This window comes from Nonomuraea sp. NPDC050556, from assembly GCF_044457355.1.
Classification (GTDB): Bacteria; Actinomycetota; Actinomycetes; order Streptosporangiales; family Streptosporangiaceae; genus Nonomuraea.
The window spans coordinates 424,737-444,771 of record NZ_JBITGU010000005.1; the positions used below are offsets into that span (position 1 = coordinate 424,737).

The 20,035-nt window shown below is 67.9% G+C and carries 24 protein-coding genes and 1 tRNA gene; 11 read left to right on the forward strand and 14 right to left on the reverse strand.

Features of this window, described 5'->3' with window-relative positions:
• Positions 1-10: 10 nt before the first annotated feature.
• Positions 11-1,192 (reverse strand): AAA family ATPase, encoded by a 1,182-nt coding sequence (locus ACIBG8_RS44275; protein WP_397349277.1) that lies wholly within the window; start codon positions 1,190-1,192, stop codon positions 11-13.
• A gap of 222 nt (positions 1,193-1,414) precedes the next feature.
• On the opposite strand from ACIBG8_RS44275, the gene ACIBG8_RS44280 reads away from it, so the two are divergent.
• The 3 genes from ACIBG8_RS44280 to ACIBG8_RS44290 are packed head-to-tail and all read left to right on the forward strand — an operon-like array spanning position 1,415 to position 3,535.
• Positions 1,415-1,885, forward strand: a complete 471-nt coding sequence (locus ACIBG8_RS44280; RefSeq protein ID WP_397349278.1) for a SigE family RNA polymerase sigma factor — start codon at positions 1,415-1,417, stop codon at positions 1,883-1,885.
• Positions 1,882-3,072, forward strand: a complete 1,191-nt coding sequence (locus ACIBG8_RS44285; RefSeq protein WP_397349279.1) for a hypothetical protein — start codon at positions 1,882-1,884, stop codon at positions 3,070-3,072. Before ACIBG8_RS44280 ends, ACIBG8_RS44285 begins: the two co-directional genes overlap by 4 nt.
• Before the next feature lie 4 nt (positions 3,073-3,076).
• On the forward strand, positions 3,077-3,535 hold the full coding sequence (locus ACIBG8_RS44290) for a MaoC family dehydratase (protein WP_397349280.1): 459 nt from the start codon (positions 3,077-3,079) through the stop codon (positions 3,533-3,535).
• On the opposite strand, the gene ACIBG8_RS44295 is transcribed toward ACIBG8_RS44290, so the two are convergent.
• The 6 genes from ACIBG8_RS44295 to ACIBG8_RS44320 all read right to left on the reverse strand — a co-directional run bounded on the left by ACIBG8_RS44295 (position 3,517) and on the right by ACIBG8_RS44320 (position 8,404).
• A complete protein-coding gene (locus ACIBG8_RS44295) occupies positions 3,517-3,765 on the reverse strand; it encodes a hypothetical protein (RefSeq protein ID WP_397349281.1) in 249 nt (82 codons plus the stop codon). The two genes, ACIBG8_RS44290 and ACIBG8_RS44295, sit on opposite strands and share 19 nt — an antisense overlap.
• Positions 3,762-5,279 (reverse strand): radical SAM protein, encoded by a 1,518-nt coding sequence (locus tag ACIBG8_RS44300; RefSeq protein WP_397349282.1) that lies wholly within the window; start codon positions 5,277-5,279, stop codon positions 3,762-3,764. Before ACIBG8_RS44300 ends, ACIBG8_RS44295 begins: the two co-directional genes overlap by 4 nt.
• Positions 5,276-5,995 (reverse strand): prolipoprotein diacylglyceryl transferase, encoded by a 720-nt coding sequence (locus ACIBG8_RS44305; RefSeq protein ID WP_397349283.1) that lies wholly within the window; start codon positions 5,993-5,995, stop codon positions 5,276-5,278. The genes ACIBG8_RS44300 and ACIBG8_RS44305 overlap by 4 nt, the downstream gene beginning before the upstream one ends.
• A gap of 1 nt (position 5,996) precedes the next feature.
• The gene (locus ACIBG8_RS44310) at positions 5,997-6,425 is read right to left on the reverse strand and encodes a hypothetical protein (protein WP_397349284.1); all 429 of its coding nucleotides are present in this window, start codon (positions 6,423-6,425) and stop codon (positions 5,997-5,999) included.
• 222 nt (positions 6,426-6,647) lie between these two features.
• Positions 6,648-7,274: a response regulator gene (locus tag ACIBG8_RS44315; protein WP_397349285.1), complete on the reverse strand. Its 627-nt coding sequence runs from the start codon at positions 7,272-7,274 to the stop codon at positions 6,648-6,650.
• Entirely contained in the window at positions 7,271-8,404 is a 1,134-nt protein-coding gene (locus tag ACIBG8_RS44320) for a sensor histidine kinase (RefSeq protein ID WP_397349286.1), read from the reverse strand. Before ACIBG8_RS44320 ends, ACIBG8_RS44315 begins: the two co-directional genes overlap by 4 nt.
• A 132-nt stretch (positions 8,405-8,536) precedes the next feature.
• On the opposite strand from ACIBG8_RS44320, the gene ACIBG8_RS44325 reads away from it, so the two are divergent.
• Together ACIBG8_RS44325 and ACIBG8_RS44330 are read left to right on the forward strand one after the other, a co-directional pair.
• On the forward strand, positions 8,537-9,079 hold the full coding sequence (locus ACIBG8_RS44325; RefSeq protein ID WP_397349287.1) for a hypothetical protein: 543 nt from the start codon (positions 8,537-8,539) through the stop codon (positions 9,077-9,079).
• Between the two features lie 58 nt (positions 9,080-9,137).
• Positions 9,138-9,213: transfer RNA gene (locus tag ACIBG8_RS44330), tRNA-Arg, on the forward strand.
• Positions 9,214-9,280: 67 nt separating this feature from the next.
• Here ACIBG8_RS44330 and ACIBG8_RS44335 read toward each other — a convergent pair.
• Positions 9,281-9,421 (reverse strand): hypothetical protein, encoded by a 141-nt coding sequence (locus tag ACIBG8_RS44335; RefSeq protein WP_397349288.1) that lies wholly within the window; start codon positions 9,419-9,421, stop codon positions 9,281-9,283.
• Positions 9,422-9,587: 166 nt separating this feature from the next.
• The gene (locus ACIBG8_RS44340; RefSeq protein WP_397349289.1) at positions 9,588-10,499 is read right to left on the reverse strand and encodes a hypothetical protein; all 912 of its coding nucleotides are present in this window, start codon (positions 10,497-10,499) and stop codon (positions 9,588-9,590) included.
• A gap of 234 nt (positions 10,500-10,733) precedes the next feature.
• Between ACIBG8_RS44340 and ACIBG8_RS44345 the strand changes: the two genes are divergently transcribed.
• Positions 10,734-11,450, forward strand: a complete 717-nt coding sequence (locus tag ACIBG8_RS44345) for a hypothetical protein (protein ID WP_397349290.1) — start codon at positions 10,734-10,736, stop codon at positions 11,448-11,450.
• On the opposite strand, the gene ACIBG8_RS44350 is transcribed toward ACIBG8_RS44345, so the two are convergent.
• From ACIBG8_RS44350 to ACIBG8_RS44370, 5 genes are all read right to left on the reverse strand, one after another.
• Entirely contained in the window at positions 11,381-13,042 is a 1,662-nt protein-coding gene (locus ACIBG8_RS44350; RefSeq protein WP_397349291.1) for a WD40 repeat domain-containing protein, read from the reverse strand. The genes ACIBG8_RS44345 and ACIBG8_RS44350 overlap by 70 nt on opposite strands.
• 92 nt (positions 13,043-13,134) lie before the next feature.
• A complete protein-coding gene (locus ACIBG8_RS44355; RefSeq protein WP_397349292.1) occupies positions 13,135-13,662 on the reverse strand; it encodes a hypothetical protein in 528 nt (175 codons plus the stop codon).
• Between the two features lie 22 nt (positions 13,663-13,684).
• On the reverse strand, positions 13,685-15,046 hold the full coding sequence (locus ACIBG8_RS44360; protein WP_397349293.1) for a nitrilase-related carbon-nitrogen hydrolase: 1,362 nt from the start codon (positions 15,044-15,046) through the stop codon (positions 13,685-13,687).
• Between the two features lie 34 nt (positions 15,047-15,080).
• The gene (locus tag ACIBG8_RS44365) at positions 15,081-15,551 is read right to left on the reverse strand and encodes a hypothetical protein (protein WP_397349294.1); all 471 of its coding nucleotides are present in this window, start codon (positions 15,549-15,551) and stop codon (positions 15,081-15,083) included.
• Between the two features lie 152 nt (positions 15,552-15,703).
• Complete coding sequence (locus ACIBG8_RS44370; protein ID WP_397349295.1) at positions 15,704-16,255, reverse strand: TetR family transcriptional regulator; 552 nt, start codon at positions 16,253-16,255, stop codon at positions 15,704-15,706.
• Between the two features lie 96 nt (positions 16,256-16,351).
• On the opposite strand from ACIBG8_RS44370, the gene ACIBG8_RS44375 reads away from it, so the two are divergent.
• The 5 genes from ACIBG8_RS44375 to ACIBG8_RS44395 are packed head-to-tail and all read left to right on the forward strand — an operon-like array spanning position 16,352 to position 19,941.
• The gene (locus tag ACIBG8_RS44375) at positions 16,352-18,127 is read left to right on the forward strand and encodes an MDR family MFS transporter (protein ID WP_397349296.1); all 1,776 of its coding nucleotides are present in this window, start codon (positions 16,352-16,354) and stop codon (positions 18,125-18,127) included.
• Positions 18,124-18,507, forward strand: a complete 384-nt coding sequence (locus tag ACIBG8_RS44380; protein ID WP_397349297.1) for a hypothetical protein — start codon at positions 18,124-18,126, stop codon at positions 18,505-18,507. The genes ACIBG8_RS44375 and ACIBG8_RS44380 overlap by 4 nt, the downstream gene beginning before the upstream one ends.
• Positions 18,504-18,746, forward strand: a complete 243-nt coding sequence (locus ACIBG8_RS44385) for a hypothetical protein (RefSeq protein WP_397349298.1) — start codon at positions 18,504-18,506, stop codon at positions 18,744-18,746. The genes ACIBG8_RS44380 and ACIBG8_RS44385 overlap by 4 nt, the downstream gene beginning before the upstream one ends.
• Positions 18,747-18,757: 11 nt before the next feature.
• On the forward strand, positions 18,758-19,210 hold the full coding sequence (locus tag ACIBG8_RS44390) for a universal stress protein (RefSeq protein WP_397349299.1): 453 nt from the start codon (positions 18,758-18,760) through the stop codon (positions 19,208-19,210).
• 17 nt (positions 19,211-19,227) lie between these two features.
• A complete protein-coding gene (locus tag ACIBG8_RS44395; RefSeq protein ID WP_397349300.1) occupies positions 19,228-19,941 on the forward strand; it encodes a M15 family metallopeptidase in 714 nt (237 codons plus the stop codon).
• The last annotated feature ends 94 nt before the right edge of the window (positions 19,942-20,035 follow it).

Sequence of the window (20,035 nt, forward strand, 5' to 3'; positions counted from 1 at the left end):
AGCACAGGCTCTAGATTGGTTGCGCACGCAGGAACCTCCCGAAATGCGGCACGGTGAACGCGATCAGCCCGCGCTCGGCGCTGAAGATGAGCCCTTTCTTGATGAGGCTGTCGCGCGCCGGCGACAGGCTGGACGGCTTACGGCCGAGCGCGTCGGCCACGTCTGAGGTGGCGACGGGCTCGTCGCCGATGGAGGCCATCGCATGCATGTAGTCACGCTCGGCGGGGGTGGCGCGCTCGTAGCGGCTGCCGAAGAAGCCCACCGCGAGCTCCTCCTCCGCCTCGGGCGCCGAGACCTTGACGTCGTCGATCGTGATCGGGCTGCGCGGCGCGAGGTCCCACGCGACCTTGCCGTAGGCCTGCACGAAGTACGGATAACCGTCGGCAGCCTCGTAGAGGGCGTCGAGCGCCTCCTGGGTGAACTCGACCTGCTCCTCGCGCGCCGGAAGGATCAGCGCCATGTCGGCCGCCTCGCGGTCGAGCTTGTCGATACGCGCGTAGCGGAACAGCCGCTCGGAGTAGGACTTGCTGGCCGACAACACGCTCGGCAGGTGCGGCAGCCCGGCGCCGACGACGATCAGCGGACCGCCGGACTGCGACAGCTCGTGGCAGGCGGCACACAGCGCCGAGATGTCGGCGGCCTGCACGTCCTGCATCTCGTCGATGAAGAGCGCGATGCCCACCCCGAGGTCGGTGGCCACGCTCGCCGCGTCGACGAACAGCTCGGTCAGGTCGATCTCCAGATCGCCGGAGTCGGCGCGGCCACGGCTGGCCGGGACGTCGATGCCGGGCGACCAGTGCGAGGTGCCCTTGGCGGCTGAAGGGTCGCGCATCGCGAACGCCTTGAGCACGCCGAGGAACTCCTCGATGCGCTCCGGCCCGCGATGCCTGGGGGCGAGCTCGCGGATCGCCATGTGCAGGGCGGCCGCGACGGGACGGCGGATCGACTGTTCGGGACGGGCCTCGATCTTGCCGGTCCCCCACAGCCGCTGCATCGCCATCGACTTGAAGGTGTTGAGGAGCACGGTCTTGCCGACGCCGCGCAGGCCGGTGACGACCATGCTGCGCTCGGGACGGCCACGGGCGACGCGCTCGAGCACGACCTCGAACTGCTGGAGCTCTCGGTCACGCCCGGCGAGCTCCGGCGGGCGCTGCCCGGCTCCGGGGGCGTAGGGGTTGCGCACGGGATCCACGCTCTCGGACTTTATTGCCGGATATAGCGGCCGTCTTAGATTTGGGAAGAAAGCGCAAGGGCGTGTCGGTGCGAGAACCGCCATCCGGACACACCCCCCTCTACCTGGCCGAACCTCTGTTCGAGTCGATACCGAGAACTGTAGCGCGGCATCGAACAGGTGCGCGAGAGATTCGAGTAAAGATCTTTGCAACAGAACCACTCGTTCGAGCGTCCCTGGGATGTGGAGTTCGAAGACTTCGTCCGTGCCAGGGGTTCCGCCCTGTTGCGCTACGGCTACGTGCTGACCGGGAACGCCGACGACGCGGCGGACCTCGTGCAGGAGGCCCTGCTCAAGCTCGGCGACACGTGGCAGCGGGTGCGCAACAAGGACGACCCCGAGGGTTACGTGCGCACGATCATGGCCCGCCAGCACGTGAGCTGGTGGCGCAGGCGGCGCAGAGAGCGCGTGACGGACGACGTGCCTGAGGGCTCGTACGACGACAGGCACACCTTCGGCGAGCTGTGGAACGACCTGCGTACGCTGCCGCGCAAGCAGCGGGCCGTGATCGTCCTGCGCTACTACGAGGACCTGTCCGATCACGAGATCGCCGAGATCCTCGGCATCTCACGGGGAACGGTGCGCAGCCAGGCCTCGCGGGCGCTGGCCGCGCTCCGCGTGTTGCCAGGCGTGCTGGAGAGGGGACGGGCATGAGGACGGAAGAGGAGCTGGGGAGCGCGTTGCGCCAGGCGGCCGAGCGGGCGCCGGAGCGCGACCTGCTGCAGGGGCTGGGTGCGCGGCGGCGCCGCCGTTCCAGGAGAAGGGCCCAGGCGGTGCTGGCGGCCGCCGCGGTCGTGACGGTCATGGGTGGTACGGCTGTCGCCTTCTCCCGCGGGGGCGGGGAAGCGGCGGCGCAACCCGAACCGGAACCGAGCGCGATCGTCGAGACGACGCCGTCCGAAGGCAGGCCGATCGAGGAGGTCTGGCCACAGGCGATCTTCACGATGCCCGCCAAGAACGCCGACGGCTGGCGCTACCGGCCGATCACCGCTTTGAGCGCGACCGAGATTCTGCTCAACGCCGAATCGTCGTTCGAGAAGGCGGGCGCGATCGAGGTCTACAACACCGAGACCCGTACGGCCCGCGTGGTGACGAAGGTGCCGGTGACGCCGGGGCTGAAGAAGTACTTCCCGCAGGACACGGCGCACGACGCGGCCAACCTGGCCTGGTACGTGAACGCGGAGACGAAGGACGGCACCGCCGTTCGAGAGATCTGGACGGCTCCGCTGGCCGGTGGTGACGCCCGCATGGTCGCGACGTTCACCGGCGAGCACAAGCTCATGGACTCCATCGCCCTCGACGGGGAGAACGTCGTCTGGGGAGAGGACGGCAGGGAGCTGTGGACCATCCCGCTCACCGGGGGCGAACCACGCAAGTTCGCCACAGGCGCATCGCTGATCGACTGGCCGTGGCTGAGCGACGTGCCCGCTGAGATGAACAGCAATCAGTCGACGGTCAAGAACATCGCCACGGGCGAAACCCGGGAGATCAAGGCTCCCCAAGGCGCGATCGACCTGCGTTGCGGCCCGACCTGGTGTGTCGGCAGGACGAACGAGGGCGGCTTCATGCAGCGCGTCGACGGCACCGGCTTCAGGAAGAGCGGTGACGGCTTCGCGTTCGGGCTGCGGCCGTACCCGATTCTCGACCGTTTCACCGGCGAGGCGAACGGCGCGCACGACCTCGCCACGGGCACGTACGTCACCTGGAAGCGGCCGGGCAACTCCTTCGGTGTCGGCACATCGCCGGAGCCGTCCACGATCATCTACTGGGACGCCACCAAGGGCGACAAGCCCGACGAGTACCGCGTGGTGAATCTCGCCGCCGTTCCTCCAGCACAATAGGGGGATGCGGACCTTTGCCAACGTGCAGGAACTGAAGGAGGCCGTCGGCGAGACGCTCGGCCCCACCGAGTGGCGGACCGTCACTCAGGAGCAGGTCAACACCTTCGCCGACGCCACCGACGACCACCAGTGGATCCACGTCGACCCGGAGCGGGCCAAGGAGTCCCCGTTCGGCGGCACGATCGCGCACGGGTTCCTGACGCTCTCGCTGCTGCCGTCGTTCATGACCCAGCTCATGAGCGTCGGCGAGATCGAGATGGCGGTGAACTTCGGCCTCAACAAGGTGCGTTTCGCCAAGCCGGTCCCGGTCGGCTCGCGGGTGCGGGCGACCGGGCAGATCGTCTCGGTCAAGAACTCCCCCGCGGGTCAGCTGGCCGAGCTCAAGGTCTCCGTGGAGCTCGAAGGCGAACGGCGAGCGGTGTGCGTGGCCGAGGCGCTGCTGCTCTACGTGGCGAAGGCGTAGACGATCGCGCCCACCGCGACGAGCGCCAGCAGTCCGAGATAGGCGAGCACGAGCCGGGTATCCCTGAGCAGGCATTTGCTGCGGGTCAGCCCGGCTCGTCGCGCTTTGTAGTAGCCGACGAACCCCAGCACGGCGAACCCCAGCAGCGCCCACGGCCCGAACACCCAGGCCAGCAGGGCGATCGTGGCGTACACGCACAGACGAAGCGGGTCGTACGGCTCGGCCTTCATCCGCGCGCCACCGCCGACAGCCGCTGCCTGGACAGCTCGGGCCAGGCCTGGACCGCGCAGAACGGCGCGCACTGGTCCTGCTCCGCCCGGGTGCCCACGTGCACGCAGCACTGCGTGAGCCGTTCCTCGATCATCGTCGACAGGTCCATGAACGGCTTGATCGTGATCCGTACGACGCGCTCCCCCAGCATCCTGCGCAGCTTCTTGCGCCTGCCGGGCAGCGCGGACGACGCCAGAGCGAGCAGCGTCGACACCCCGAGATCACAGTTTTCACAGATATTTCGCCACAGGTCGCCGACCTGCGGGTGCGACAGCGACGACTGCTCGGACAGCAGCCCGAGCAAAGACTCCTGTACGGCCAGCCGCAGCTCGCGCGGGAGCTCGGTGTCCGCGATGCGGTTGGAGACCAGGCCGAGGTTGGCCTTGAGCCGGTCGTGGCCGATCAGCGTGGTCAGCGAGCGCCAGGCCTGCGCGTCGTCGCGGATCATGTAGCCGACCGAGCAGCAGTGCGGGTGCGAGCAGGGCAGCGCGGTGAGGTCGCGCCAGGTCACCAGGCCGCCGGTCTGCGGTTCGAGGCGCTTGAGCACGCCGGTGTGGGTGAGCCGGTCCATCGGGTCGATCGCGCTGCTGCGCCCGGAGCCGAACTGCGGCTGGATGGAGACGCCGCCGACGAACGGGGTGTCCAGCGCCAGCCGTACGACGTCGCCTATCTCGCCGTCGTTGACGCCCAGGGCCACGGTCATGACGAGGGTGGTGAAGATCTCGCGCTCGGACAGGCGCTCGACGGCCAGCGCCTTGAACCGGCGCAGGTCGCCGCCGCGGTGGTGGCGCGAGGCCTCGGCCGAGACCCCGTCGTACTGCAGGTAGACCTCGACCCGCTCGCGGTGCTCGGTGAGCAGGTCGAGCAGGGTGTCGTCCTGGGCGAGCAGCATGCCGTTGGTGTTGATCAGGATGCGGGTGATCGGCCGGGCCATGAGCTCGTCGAGGAGTTTGCCCAGCTCCGGGTGGAGGGTGGGCTCGCCGCCGCTGAGCATGAGGACGTCGAGCTTGCCGTTCTCGCGCTCCAGCCGCTGGTCGACGTTGGCCAGCACGTCGGCGAGCGGGACGATCCCGGCGAGGTCCGGTGAGCTGTCGGCGAAACAGGTGGGACAGCGCAGGTTGCACGTCTCGACGATGTCTTCCAGCAGGATGCAGGTGTGCTGGGTCTGCATCTCCGGCAGGCCCTTGAGGTAGGCGCCGGGGATCGGAGCAAAGTTTCCCGAAATATCCGGCACGTGCTGCTTGGTGGGAGCGGTCCATTCCTCCAGGTACGCCATGATCTCGGGGTCCTCGTCGTAGAGGGTCCTGATCAGGCCGTGCTTGCGGCAGCCGCGTTCCAGCCAGACCTTGCCGTCCCTGTCGACCAGGTAACCGCTGAGCCGCTGCACCTGCTCCAGCGGGTCCTCGCAGTGCGGGCAGAACGCGTTGACGTATCGCAGGATGCGGTCCCCCCGCAGTCCCATCCCGGTGCTCACGCTGCCACCTCTCTCTTCAGCAATGGGTCGTAGAAGCCTCGGCGGTAGCCGTACACCAGCCGTCCTGCGATCAGCGCCATGCTCGGGATCAGGAACCACTGCGGCTGCGTCAGATCGAGCCAGACGGTCTCGTTCGCCCTGGTGAACTCCACGAGGAACCGGAAGACGGCGTACGCGGCAACGTACAGGGTGAACAGCTCGCCGGGCTGGGTCAGGCGCTTGCGCGCCCACATCAGCCAGGCGAAGGCGGCGAGCTGGAAGATGATCTCGTAGACGAACGACGGGTGCATCGCCTGGCCGGTCAGGCAGCCTGGGCACTCCGGGGTCGTCGCCGGGGCGTGGATGCCCCACGGCAGGTCGGTCGGGCGGCCGGGCGCCTCGGTGAGGTGGCAGCCGATCCTTCCGATGGCCATGCCGAGCGCCACCGCTGGGGCGAACAGGTCGCCGGTCTTCTCGCGGTGGCCGATGATCTTCTTGGCGATGAGGACGCCGACGTACGCGCCGGTCAGGCCGCCGAGGATGCTGCGGGAGCCGTACAGCCAGAAGCCCTCGAAGTATTCGGCGAAACCGGCCAGACGCATGCCGATCGCGCCGCCCACCAGGGCGCCTGCGACGGTGGCCAGGGCCTGCTCGTTGAGCGCGCCTCGGCGGCGGGCCTCGTGGACGTAGACGACGGCGGCTGCCAGTACGCCGAGGGCTACGAAGAGTTCGTGCACGTCAGGTGTACATGCCGGGGTTCAGGCCGGTGCAGAATCCGGCGGAGACGATCGAAGCCAGGGCCCAGCCGATCATCAGGCCCAGGCCCAGGCCTTTGGACCAGGGTTTGCGGACGATGAGCAGGGTTATGCCGCCGCCGAAGGCGATCAGGGCGAGGAGGATGGCTATGGCGGCGAAGGCGGCGCGCTGGTTGCCGCTGCCGCCGAGGCCGAGGGCTACGAAGGCCAGGATGACGTTGATGACGAAGTAGATGGCCACGCCGGCGAAGGCCAGGCCTACTACGGTGCCTGCGTTGCTGGCCTGGGTTGGCGGCGGCGGCCCGTATTGCCCAGGCCCCGGGTACGGCCCGCCCTGCGGTCCTGGCCCCTGCGGACCTGGCCCTTGCGGCGTGCCGTACGGACCACCCTGCTGACCTGCCCCGGGCGGCATCCCATAGGGACCCCCCTGGGACCCCGGCCCTGGTTCTTGTTGGCCCTGGCCCGGTCCTTGTGGCGTGCCGTACGGGCCGCCCTGGGGTCCTGGGTTCTGGGGCGGGGTCGACGGGCCGTTGGCCGGTGGGTGGCCCTGGTGAGGCCCGTTCGGTGGGCCGTTGTGCGGGTCCTCTGGGGGTGGGCCCTGTGGTGGCATGCTCACGAAGGTCAGACTACGGGCCTAGGTCCCTTCCGCGTAGTAGATGGCCGCTTGGACGCGACTGCGCAGCCCCAGCTTGCCCAGCACCCGGCTGACGTGCGTCTTGGTGGTCGCCTCCGCCATGTCCAGCTCCCGCGCGATCTCCGCGTTGGACAACCCGCGCGCCACGCACGCGAGCACCTCCCGCTCCCGAGGCGTCAGGCCCTCCACCTCCTCCGGCTCCCGCCGTACGGGCTGACCGGCGAACGCGGCGATCAGCCGCCGCGTCACCGACGGCGAGATCAGCCCATCCCCGCGAGCCACCAGCCGCACCGCCGCGACGAGCCCGTCCGCGTCGGTGTTCTTGAGCAGGAACCCGGCCGCCCCCGCCCGGAGCGCGCCGAAGACGTACTCGTCGATGTCGAACGTGGTCAGGATCAGCACATCCGTGACCCCGGCCAGCTCGCGGGTCGCGGAAATGCCGTCGAGGCGCGGCATGCGGATGTCCATGAGCACGAGGTCGGGTTTGAGCTCCCTGGCCAGCGCGACCGCCTGCTCGCCGTCCGCCGCCTCCCCCACGACCTCGATGTCGTCGGCGCCCTCGAGGATCATCACGAGCCCCGCCCTGACCGCGGCATGGTCGTCGGCCACCAGCACGCGAATGCTCATCCGCTCTCCTCATCCATAGGCAACCTCGCCCGAACCCGCCACCCGCCGGCGTCGCGGGGCCCCGCCTCGAAGTCGCCGCCGACCAGGGCGGCGCGTTCGCGCATGCCGATCAGCCCGGCCCCCGACCCCGGCAGCCCGGCCCGACGCCCGTTGACCGGGTTGTCCACCGTTAACGTGACGTCCCGCTCGCCGTAGACCACGTCCACGGTCGCCCGGTGATCGCCGTGTTTCATGGCATTGGTCAGCGCCTCCTGGACGATGCGATATCCCGCCAGATCCACCGAGACGGGCAGCCCGCGCGGTTCCCCGACGACGGTCAGCTTCGCCTCGACGCCTGCCGTACGCGCGCGTTCCACCAGGTCACCAACGTCGGCCACGCGCGGCCGGGTCGCCTCGGAGTCGTCGCCCTCGCTCCTGAGCAGCCCGATCATGGACCGCATCTCGGTCATCCCCTGCACGCTGTTCTCGCGCACCGACTCCATGATCTTCCTGATCGTGGCCGGATCGAGGTCCTTGCGCGACAGCGCGGCCGTCGACTGGATGGCGATGGCGCTGAAGTGGTTGGCGATCATGTCGTGCAGCTCGCGCGCCATCCTGGTCCGCTCGGCGGTGATCGCCGCCTCCCTGTCCAGCTCGGCGAGCCTGGCGACCTGCTCGGCGCGCACCCGCTCGGCCGTGGCCTGGTCGCGCTGCTGGCGCAGGACCATCGCGGTCGTCACGGGGATCACGAGCACCAGCCCCGCCTGGATCAGCATGACGGCCAGCGCCCGCCAGTCCTGCGCGAGGTACCAGTAGACCGCCCCGAAGACGACCGCCAGGATGCTGCACATGGTCAGGATCCAGCGGGTGTATCTGACCGGGCCGTAGAGCGCGGCGGAGTAGAGGTTGTCGGTGAGCACCAGCATCGTGCCCAGCGAGGGGCCGAACGCGACGTCGAGCCCGAGGGCGGCCACGCCGCAGCCGAGCGCCGCCATCGGCGCCCGCCGCCTGACCACGACCCCGGCGCACGCGACCGCCAGCGGGATCACCAACAGCCACTCCGGCGTGTTCCTCGGCTGGTAGGCGCCGCCCAGGAACAGCACGAAGCCCATGACGAAGGCTCCGAGTGCCCCGAGCGTCGACTGTCGCATGCCCTCATGACATCATCCCGAGCGGACCACCGGCTCACCCGCACGGGCTGCCTGTGGATACACAGAAGGTTGTACACAGGCTCATCACCAGCGACGATGTGCCACGCGCGAGAGAGCCTGAGGATAGAAGCCATGATTGTCGCCGTAATCATCGGATGCGAGATCGGCTTCTGGGTTCTGCTCGGTCTCGGCCTTGCCTGCCGCTACCTGTGGAACCAGCGCAAGCTCAGCACCGCCCTGCTGCTCGCCGTACCCCTCCTCGACCTGATCCTGCTGGCGGCGGCGGTGATCGACATGCGCGGCGGCGCCGTAGCCGACGTCAGGCACGGCCTCGCCGCCGCGTATCTGGCCTACTCCATCGTGTTCGGCCACCGCACGATCCGGTGGGCGGACGCCAAGTTCCACCACAGGTTCGCCAACGGCCCGGAGCCGTGGAAGCCGCCGCCGGGAGGAATGGCCCGTGCGCGCTACGAGTGGGGCATGTGGCTACGGATCGTGCTGGCGTACGGCATAGCCTTCGCGATCGTGGCGATCCTGGCGTGGTTCGTGGGCGACCCGACACGCACCGAGGGGCTGTTCACTTTCGTGTATGGCCTGGTGAAGGTGCCGTTGATCGCGCTGATCTGGCCGGTGAGCTACACGCTTTGGCCGAAGAAGGAGCGTGTGGAGAGCTGATTGGGGATATCTGGTTCGAGGCACGGGCGAAGACCCGCTATGCTTGCTTACACAGCGAGCAGCCGTAGCTCAATGGATAGAGCATCTGACTACGGATCAGAAGGTTGGGGTTTCGAGTACCTCCGGCTGCACCACAGCTGAAAGGCCCTCCGGGATCATCCGGGAGGGCCTTTTGCATGCCCGTACAGCTGCGTTGTACAGCTACGGGTTCAGACTCTGGTTCAGCCGATCGAGCGCCTTCCTGGTCTCCGGCGACGGGATCTGCGTGTAGACGCGCGAGTGGACGTCGAGGGCCGCCAGGAGTGACGCACAGGTGCACCGGGTGTCATGCACTTCAGCCATCGCCCCCGCCTCCTTGCACCTTCCTGCACACTGCTGGCAGTGCTTGAGTGCCGTGACGCAGAGCCCGAACAGCGGCAGGGACGCCCGCGGAACCCGATCAAGCCGGATAGGTCGTAGAGCAGGCGCTTCTGCAAGCTCTGGCGCTGGGCCTCAGCCGATCCATGGCCTAGTCATCCGGTGGTTCCGGTATCCGCCAGGTGATCAGAAAGCGCTGCTCTGGGGGAAGCCCCGGCCGGCCAACCGTCTTGCCCTCTTTGATGAGGTAGATGAAGATCACCCAGTGGGCTTCCTCGGAGACTTCCGGCCAGGTCTCCGGGGAGAGAGTCATAACCTCCCTCATGAGGCTCGGGTCCGACTCCGCGCGCAAGACCTCCTCGTGCTCCTCTTCGTCTACGCTGTCGTCGCAGTGAAACGCCTTGATCGAACGCGCCAGCAGGTTCGGCTCGGCGCGCAGGCGCCGGATAATCTGGTCGCAGGTGAAGTCGAAGGCCTCGCGGGCCTGGTCTGCATCCATCTCCTGGCCGGGGGACTGGTAGCCGTAGGGACTCCCCCCTTCGCCCACGTACTCACCCTTCAGAATGCGCAGTAGGGCGTACAGGAAGAACTCGGCGCCGTGCTCCTCGATGACGCGGAGGTTGACCTTGACCCACTCCTCTTCGGAGATCAGCGGGGCGTGCCGGACGGTGAGCGCCGGGTCGAGCTCGACCGCGTAGAAGGGGTTGATCATCACTCCCGCGACCATCTCGGGAGTCCATGAGCCGCCATCATCGCCCCAGCTCTGCGCTAGGACGAATTCTCGGGCCGACTTAAGGGCGCCCGCATCGCCTTCCTTGACTTCGCGCCACAACAGAAGGAAGCGCGCCACCTCGGCATCCGGGTCACGGGGTGGTCGGCAGGAGCCGGCAAGGAACGAGACGATCGACTCGACGGTCTCCCAGCGGGGGGTGCGCAAACCCTTGAGCGTGCTCCGAACGCCCTCGTGGCTGACCGTCGCGGGATAGGAACCGTCCCTGATCGAATCGCTGACCCGGCGGTGGCTGGGCCGCCCCGCCGCCCGGTGAAGCTCCTGCAACGCCATTGTCAGGCCTCGAAGGGCCTCGTGCCTTTCCGGGTTCTGTGAGCTTGACATGGGCAGCGCCCTTGCTTTCAAGTGTCATATTTTGTCAACAGTCTAGGGAGGGTGGGGAGCACACGAGTCAGCTTCCGTCAATTTCCACGATCGGCTGTCAACAGCCGACACCTCCGACCAGAGAGCGGTGAAGATGGTTTAGGTGACAGGAAATCGCTCGCGCCGTTTAATCAAGGAGGAGCCATGCATATACCTGCCTACGCTCTGGGTGAGCTCCTGGACGCGATGCCGGCTACAACGAGCGAGAACCAGGCGCTGGGCGTCAATTGCGCCCTGTGCGAAGAGTCCTTTGCGAGTTCTGGGAAGCAGCGCATCGCGGTGGAGCCTGGCAACACCGATTCCCTGTGGGCGTGCCGGGAGTGCCTTACCGCATTCGTCGCCCAGGTCCGCCGAAAGCGCTACGCAGCGAGCGGACGCGCTGTGCAGAGGCAAAGCGGCACGTTGCCAGCGTTGAAGCGCTACCTGTCGTCGATCGAGAACGTTCGGCGCGCCGGAGAGGCGATAGAGCGCCTGGCCGAGGCTGGAGACCTGGAACCACTGCAGCTCGCTTGGCTGGTGATCTCCCTGGAGTCCGCACACGCATGGGCGGTGGAGGAGCGACCCGAGCCGTTGTCCGCGGACACGGAGGGCGGCGCTGAAGTGAAACGCGTCGAGCTCGCACTCTTCCTCCAGATGTACCGGGTCAGGAGCTTAGTGGCGAACGTCTTCACCTATTACCTCATTAACGAGGCTGCCCCAGCCGAGCCCGAGATGTGCGCTGAGTTCGAGTGCCCGCCGGACTGTCAGGGGCGCCACGATGCCAAACATATCGACTGCGGTCCCGACGACATCTATGAAGCCCTGGCGCGGCACGGCGTGACCGTTCGGGAGGACGATATGAACGCAGAGGCGACCTCGTGAACTGGAACACCCTGACACTCTTCATGCTCGCGGGTTTCGGCTTCCTCACCCTCATGATCACTCAACTGAGGGAGGTCTTGGCCAAGCTCCCAGAGTTGATTCGGATGTTCCGTGCAGTTCACCGCGCGATCGACGAAAAGCGTAATGAAGCAGGTGAATAATTGATTGTGCTCTTCTCCACGTTCTCGGAGGATTGTCGCGACCGACGTCCCTGCGGTTCGTCGGGGGTACCTCCGGGGCGGCAGGTCTGTGAGGTCCCAGACGCGGATGCTGCCGTCGTCGCCGCCCGAGACGGCGATGGGCTTGCCGTCCAGCGTCGTCACAGCGACTCCCGTAACTGCCCCGTGGTGCCCGGGGAACGGGGGCAGGAGGGGCTCCATCGTCTTGGGGTTCCAGACGATCACCGTGCCGTCGGCCTGCCCGGTCACCAGCACCGTCCGGGAGCCTATGTGCGCAACAGTCATGGCCGGCGAGTGGATTCGGAGGGCTTTGCCGTATGGCTTGCCCGTTACAGCGTCCCACATGTGGATGCTTCCCCATTCAGGGGCGAACTTGCCCTGGACGAAGACGATGCTCCTGCCGTCGACCTGACCGATCGCCAGGGATTCGACAGCGGTCTTGCTCATGATGGGCTTGCCCATCGGCTGGCCAGTGGCCGGGTTCCACAGCTGCACCTGCGCGCCACTGGCGGTCGCAGCAAGACTGTCGCCGACCGCGACGGTGTCCACGCTCTTCGCGCCGCTGATCGGGCGAAGGTAGGTGTCCCCCGACAGGTCCCAGAGCATGGCCTTGCCGTCCTGCGTCGGGATGCCCACGCGGGATCCGGCTACCGAGAGATGGGCGGGGCCGCCATGGGAGGTAGGCAGGATGTCGGCATCGTCCACCCGCTTGCCCGTCGCCACGTCGCGGACCGCCACTCCGTGCTCGACATCGCCGTACACGATGACCGGCTTCCCGTTACGCATGGCCGTGGTCATGGGAGAGAACTCGATGCACGAGCACGAGAGGGGCGCTCGAAACGGCCGGTGGGTTGCCAGGTCCCACATGCGGATCGTGTCGTCGCTACCGGTGGTCACGGCGATGGTCTTCCCCCGGACCGTGGTCACGGCGAGTGACTTGATCCCCCCGCCATAGCCGTAGAACGGCTTGCCGAGCTGTTTGCCCGTGCGCAGATCCCAGACCGTCAGCATCGCGTCGAGATCGCCGATGACCAGGATCGGCGTGGTGCGAAACCGTCCCACGGCCGCGACATGGTCCAGGAGATCGTCTTCGTCCCAGCCGTGGCCGATGAGTTCACCCGTGGCGAGGTCGGCGACCTGCAGCGTCTCGTCCCTGCTTGAGATCGTGACGGTCTTGCCGCCGAGCTCGAACAATCTGCTCGGACCGGACTCCCCCAGGGTGACGGCGCCGGTGGCCAGGTCCCAGCGTTCCATCCGATCGTCGTCCTCGCCGTCAGGACCGGTAACGATCGCCACACCGCCCTGGATGGCCATGCTGCGCATGTAGGTGATCGATGTCACCTTGGCGGTGGCCAGGGCTTTGCCCGTGCTGAGGTCCCACGAGCGGAGCACCCCGTCCTCGTCCCCGGTCACGGCTACGGTGGTCGCGCCGAGTTGCCCGATCGCTCCGACGCGAGGTTCGCCTCCGTGCCCTTCCATCGGGGCGCCGATCGGCCGGCCTGTGGTCAGGTTCCAGAGCTGGAGCGCTCGAAGGGTTGCTTGCCTTCGGTGAGTGCGACATGCGCTCCGCCGAGCGAGCCGACGGCCAGCAGGTTGGTGTCGAGAGTCCCGGTCTGCATGGGCGGGGTCAGCGGGCGGCGCGCGCCGAGATCCCAGGTGCGCAGCGTGCCGCCGCTGACAACGGAGATGTCCTTGCCGTCCCAGCGGTGCAGCTCGATGTGGTTCACGCCGTCCTGACCTGCAGGAATGGGCGCACCGATGAGCTTGTGCGTGGCGAGGTCCCAGATACGCAGCAGGTCGTCGCTGCCACCCGTGACGATCACCGGTTTGCCGTTCACCATGCCGACCGCCGGAGCGACGGTCCGGCTGCTGTGGCCGTACATGGCGGACCCGAGCTGACGGCCATGCACCGGCACCGGATGCCCGGTGATCACAGGGGACAATGGGGTGGGGGCTGCGCGAGGGTCCGCGGTGCACGCGACGGTAAGGGTGAGCAGCCCTAACGCGACCGCAAGCGCCTTGAATGTTGCCACGACGTATCCTCCCGCAGGTCGACTAGACGATCAATGGCGGCCTCCTGCGTGCGCAGACGGCAATACCCGCCCCCGCCAAGCACAGCCAGGCGAACCAGTCGCCCCACTGGGTCGCCACCGTGTTCACGCCCTCGGTGGTCACCGTCGCCGTGGCGATGGTCAGGTTGTGGTCGCTGGTGGTGGTCTCAGTCGTCATACGACCGTAGGGGTCGGTTAGGGTCAGGCGGCCGTTCGCTCCGCTGCGGGCCAGCGAGAAACCGTTCTCGATCCCGCGCATGATCGCCATCCGTGAGTGCAGCCACCCGTCGGCGTCCAGATCCCAGGCAGGGGCCAGCATCAGTGTCGCGCCGCCGCGGCGGTAGTCGCGGGCCAGGGCGGGGAAGTCGAGGTCCTTGCAGATCGTCACGCCGAGCTCAGCCACGGTCAGGATGCCCTTGCCAGGCTCGTACGGCTCGACGCCGGGGATCAGGTGCTGCTTCTGGTAGGTCTGGGGCGCGCCGCCGGTCGGTGGGAAATATACGGCTGTGTTGCGGTTCGTGTCGGTGACGATTACCCCGGCCACGATGGTCATCGAGCGGTCCTTGGCCAAGGTGCGCAGTGGGGTGGTGATGGTCGGCAAGTCGGCGTTCTTGGTGATGAAGGCGCCTTCGGCCAGGACCGCCATCTCGGTACCAGTGGGCAGGGCGCGCAGGCGGTCGAGGGTTTCCTTCAGCTTCGTACGGCCTCGCTCCGTGTCCACGGGCGCCCAGTCGCCCTGCTGCCCGGCGGCCAGCAATGCCACCGTACGGCTGGCCGTACCAGGAGCGACGGACAGGCGGGCCAGGCCGTACCCGAGAGAAGCCACAACCAGGGTGAGGGCGATCGCCGGGGCCAGGACCCGGCGAGTGGCCAGAGCGCAAGGTACGCAGATGAGGAGGAAGCTGATCCCCCAGTTGCCGGTGAGCGCCGCGAGCTGGGCCACCGGCAAGACGTCGGTCTGCGTGTAAGCCAGGCTCCAGAACGCCCCGTTGGGCGTGGTGATCGACACCAGGTACTCGGCCCCCACCCACAGGCCCGGCGCCGCCAGTGCGGCGAGCACCGGCCGGCCGCGCAGGACGAGCAGGCGGAACACCAGCGTGACCGCCGCCGCCACCAGCGCGGGGACCACGATGCTCGCCACGGAGAGCGGGATCGGCATCTCCAGGAGGTCGCGCTGGTAGGTCCACATGTTCATCCCGCCCGCCGTCCAGGCGACGGCCGCGGCGACGCCCGCGGTCCAGGCGCGCATCCGCGGGGCGACCAGGAGCATGGGCAGCGGGATGAGCCAGGTGAGCAGGGGTAACGGCTCGAGTCCCGTACCGAAGAAGTGCAGGAGAGCGGTCAGGAGAACAGCGATGAGGGGCATGCCGCAATGCTGCCGAGCCGGCCCGACGGGCGAATCACCGCGAAGAGTGATCCCCGGAGTCACTCGCTCGGACCAGGGTGTCGAGCCGTACGCCGGTGGCGGTCTTGACGGCCTGGACGATGTCCAAACCGGTCAGTACGGCGGTGCCGACGCTCATCCCGGCACGCTCGTCACACCACGCCATCAACCTGGCCGGATCGCCCAACGGCTGGGCGAAGTGCATCAGGCTGACGTACCAGCGGTCGCGCCGCCAATCCTGGAAGGCGCCCGCCTCACCCAGTTCCTCGGCGAAGCGGTCGGCGAGCTTCTCCAGTGCCCCGTCGACCGGCTGGCCCTCGACCAGCACCCCGCCCCGGTGCAGGGTGACCCCGCGCAGACGGACCCGCACCGGCAACATCCCGCGTACCGCCCGCCGAGCGGCCCCTCCATAGAGAAGCAGGTCCGCGGCGGGGATCACCGACCGGTAAGGCTCCAATGACCGCAGCGTGAAGTGCAGTGTCTCCACCCCATGCACCCAATGGCCAGGAACCATGATCTGCCCCAAATGAGATGACAAATCCGCCAGACGACCCAGCACTGCCCCTGAAGGGCGGAGCACCGCCGAGGCGCCCCAACGGGGATGGCCCTCCTTGAACGGGATGTCGTAGGTGAAGTCGCTCAGGAAGATCCCTCCAGGCAGATCTCGAAGAGGCGGGTCAGGCGCTCCACGTCGCCCTCCTCCGGCCCGAGCAACCGCCTCATGCTGCCGATCCCCAGAAACAGCGCCGTAGCCAGTCGCGCGCGCGCCATCGCGTCCGGCCCCTCCAGACTCGCCGCCAGCGGACCGAGGACGGCGGTGCGGAGCCGTTCGCGCAACAACACCTGCACCTCGGGGTCCCCCGCCGAGCGTTCGAGTGAGCGCAGGATCGGGCTCTCCGGGTCGGAGTGCATGCGCAGCGCGGCGTACTCGGCCAGCCGCCTGGCCAGCCCCGCCGGGTCGCCCTCGATGACCTGCCGGACCGTGGCCTCCCCGGCGAGGACTTCGCCGAACAGCCCGGCTTTCGAGCCGAAGTAACGCCCCACCAGGGCGATGTTGGCCTCCGCCGCCGCGGCGATCATGCGGACGGTGACGTTCTGGTATCCGTGCTCGGCGAAGAGCAGGCGCGCCGCCTCCAGCAGCCGGGTGCGCGTGGCCTCGCGATCGCGCGGCCGCTGCTCGATCAGCTCCATGACAGAACTGTACGGGGCCGAGGCCACTTGCCGAGCGGCTAGTAAACATGCGTATACTCAACAAGTCTAAAGTTCGCGTATCGAGGATGTGGTGTCTTGGCAATCCAGACACAGACCGCGCCCCCCGCGAGACGGCAGTACTCTCACCGCGAGATTCTCGAGATCATGTCCGGGCTCATGCTCGCCATGCTGACCGCGATGATCTCGACGTCAGTGGTGGGCACGGCGCTGCCGACGATCGTGGGCGAGCTGGGCGGCCAGGACCAGTACTCATGGGTGGCCACGGCGGCCATGCTGACCATGACGGTCTCGACCCCCCTCTGGGGCAAACTGTCTGACCTCTATGGAAGAAAGCTGCTGTTCCAGACCGCTCTGGGGCTGTTCGTCATAGCCTCGCTGGCGGCCGGGTTCTCCCAGGACATGGGGCAGCTGATCGCGGCGCGAGCCGTACAGGGACTTGGGGTGGGCGGTCTGTCCGCTCTGGCCCAGGTGATCCTCGGCGACATCGTGTCGCCCAGGGAGCGGGGCCGCTACTCCGGCTACATGGGTGCGGTCTTCGGGATCTCGACGGTCGCAGGACCGCTGCTCGGCGGGTTCATCGTCGACGCCGACTGGCTCGGCTGGCGCTGGTGCTTCTACGTCTGCGTGCCGTTCGCTCTGGTGGCGTTCGCCGTCATCCAGAAGGTGCTGCGCATCCCGAAGGTCAGGCGGAACACCTCGATCGACATCTGGGGCGCGTTCACCATCACGGCCAGCGCGAGCGCGTTGATGCTCATGCTGACCCTGGCGGGCACGGAGTTCGAGTGGAACTCCTTCTGGACCTACTTCCTCGGCGCGGTCAGCGTGGTCTTCCTGCTCCTGGCGGTGTTCGCCGAGCGCGGAGCGCGCGACCCGATCCTGCCGCCGCGGCTGTTCCGCAACAGGACGTTCGTGCTCACCAGCCTCGCGTCGCTGTTCGTCGGCATGGCGATGTTCGGCGCGATGATCTACCTGCCGCAGTACCTGCAGATCGTCAAGGGCATGAGCCCGACCGCCTCCGGCCTGATGACGCTGCCGATGGTGATCGCGCTGTTCATCGCCGGCGTGGTCTCCGGGAAGATCGTCACGAACACCGGCAGGTGGAAGATCTTCCCGGTCGCCGGCCTGCTGCTGGTCGCGCTCGGCCTGTTCATGCTCTCCCAGCTCCACGTGGACTCGGAGAAGTGGCTGATCGGGCTCGACGTGGCGGTGCTCGGCATCGGGCTGGGCCTGTCGATGCAGATGCTCATCCTCGCCGCGCAGAACGCGGCCGAGCTACGTGACATGGCGGCGACCACGTCAGGCGTGTCGTTCTTCCGCTCGCTGGGCGGCGCGATCGGCATCGCGGCGTTCGGCGCGATCCTCACCAACCGGATCAAGGACCAGCTCGGTGGCGGCGGGTCCTCGCCCAAGATGGGCACGCCCGACCAGATCCAGCACCTTCCGGTGCACATCAAGAACATGGTCCTCGAAGCCTTCACCAACGGGCTCGAGACCGTCTTCATGGTCGGCGTGCCGATCGCGCTGCTCGGGTTCGTGGCCGTGCTGCTCCTCAAGGAGCTGCCGCTGCGCACCAACCAGCCCGCTCCCGCAGGACCCAAGCCGCTCAGCAAGGACGACATGGTCCTGGCCGGGCTGATGCTCGAACTCATCGCCCAGCGGATCGAGCGAGTGAACGGCGAGCCGTCCGCGCTGCTGTCCGCCGTCGCCCGCATGGCGCCGCCCGACGGGCGCACCGAGAAGGAACGGGCCAGAACGGTCGCCGAGACCGTGCTCCGCCCCACCTCCCGCGCCCTGATCTCGCAGGCGGCGCCCACCGATAAAGCCCTCGTCACAGGAGGAGTCGCACAGTGATTCGCAAGTTCGTGGGCGCGGTAGCGGCCACCCTGGCGCTCATCGCCGGGCTCTGGCTGATGATCGCCCCGTTCGCCCTGGGCACGCAGCCCGAGGGCGCTGACTGGACAGATCCCACCAAGTCCGAGTTCTTCGCCGGACTCGGCGTCGCGGTCGTCGCCCTCGTGGCGCTCGGCGCGTTCGTCGCGGCCATCTACGAGGACCTGGTCGTCCGCGGCCTGGTCACCGTACGCCAGCGGGTCGTCGAGCCCGAGCCCGCACCCGTCGCCCAGCCGACCGGCGGGTCGTCGGCCGAGCTGGCCGCGCTGCTCGCCCCGCTCGTCGAGGCGCTGCGCGAAGACATGTCTTCCAAGAACGGCGCTGTCGAGGTGAAGCGATGAAGGCCAAGCTGGGCGTCGGAGCCCTGTTCGTTCTGTTCCTGGCCGGGCTCTGGCTGGTCGCCGCGCCGTTCGCGGTCGGCTACCAGCCGCGTGGGGCCGCCTATGCCGACTCCACGATCAACGACATGTGGGTCGGCGGCGCGCTCGCCGGGCTGTCGTTCGTGGCTCTCGTCGTCTACGCGGCAGATGCGCTGCGTGACCTCGCGAGCCGGGGACGGCACGCGGACCCGACCCACTAGAGGGGTGCGAGGTGGTCCCGTACCACCTCCCCAAGGGCCGTTTCGAGATCGGCAAGGACGGCTCGGGCCTGCTCGTCGTGGGATTCGACGGGACGGGTCCGAGCCGCAACGCGCTGGCGTACGCCGCCGGTCTCGCCCGCAGGGAGAACGCCACTCTGCTGATCGCGTTCGTGGAGTCGCTGAGCGGCGCCGCGCTCTGGTTCTTCGCCGGGTCGCCGATCATGCCTGACCTGGTGCCCGACTTCCGCGACGAGTTGCACGACGAGCTGGGGCCGCTCGGGGTGCCCTGGCGGTTCGTCAGCGTACGCGGTGACACGGCCAGGGCGTTGGAGTCGCTCGCGGCCGAAGCCCAGGCCGACGCGATCATCGTCGGCAGGTCTCGATCCTCCTGGAGGTTCTTGACGGGAAATGTTCCCCACTCTCTGGTCAAATCCGCCAGAAGGACCGTTCTCGTCGTTCCATAGTCACTTACGGTGGCCAGATGAAGCGTGCTGCCGCTCTGGCGTTCCTGCTGACCGCCTCCGTGGCCTGCGGCGGCTCGACGCCGATCGCCTCGCCCACGCCGTCGCAGGCGGCCACCACGGAGACGGTCCCGCCGATCGAAGAGAGCGCCACGCCCACCGGTCCCCCGGAGTTCACCTCCAAGGTGAGCAAGGTGGACCGCGACGAGCTCCCGTACTCCTGGAAACCAGGCTGCCCGGTGCCGGTCGCCGACCTCCGCAAGATCACCCTCACCTACTGGGGGTTCGACGACAAGGCGCACACCGGCGAGCTGGTCGTCCGCGAGACGGTCACCGACGACATCGTGACGGTCTTCGAGAAGTTGTACGGCTGGCGGTGGCCGATCCGGCGCATGGAGCTGGTGGACGCCTACAAGGGCGACGACTACGACTCCATCGACGCCGACAACACCTCGGCGTTCAACTGCCGGGCGGCGACGGGGTCCACGAACTGGTCCAAGCACGCGTACGGCGAGGCCATCGACGTCAACCCGCGCGAGAACCCGTACGTGACCGCCGACGGCGGAACCGCCCACAAGAACGCCCGCGAGTACGACACCCGCCCGTTGGACAAGCCAGGCGTGATCAACGCCGGCGACCGCGTCGTGAAGGCCTTCGCCAAGGAGGGCTGGGAGTGGGGCGGCGACTGGTCAGGCACCAAGGACTACCAGCACTTCTCCAAAGGTGGGGGCTGAGGCCAGGAACGATCTTCTGGTCTTGGCCCTGACCTGGTGTTTCTTGTCTCGCTAGATCTCACCGATTCCCCGGTGATCTCGACCTCATGTGCCC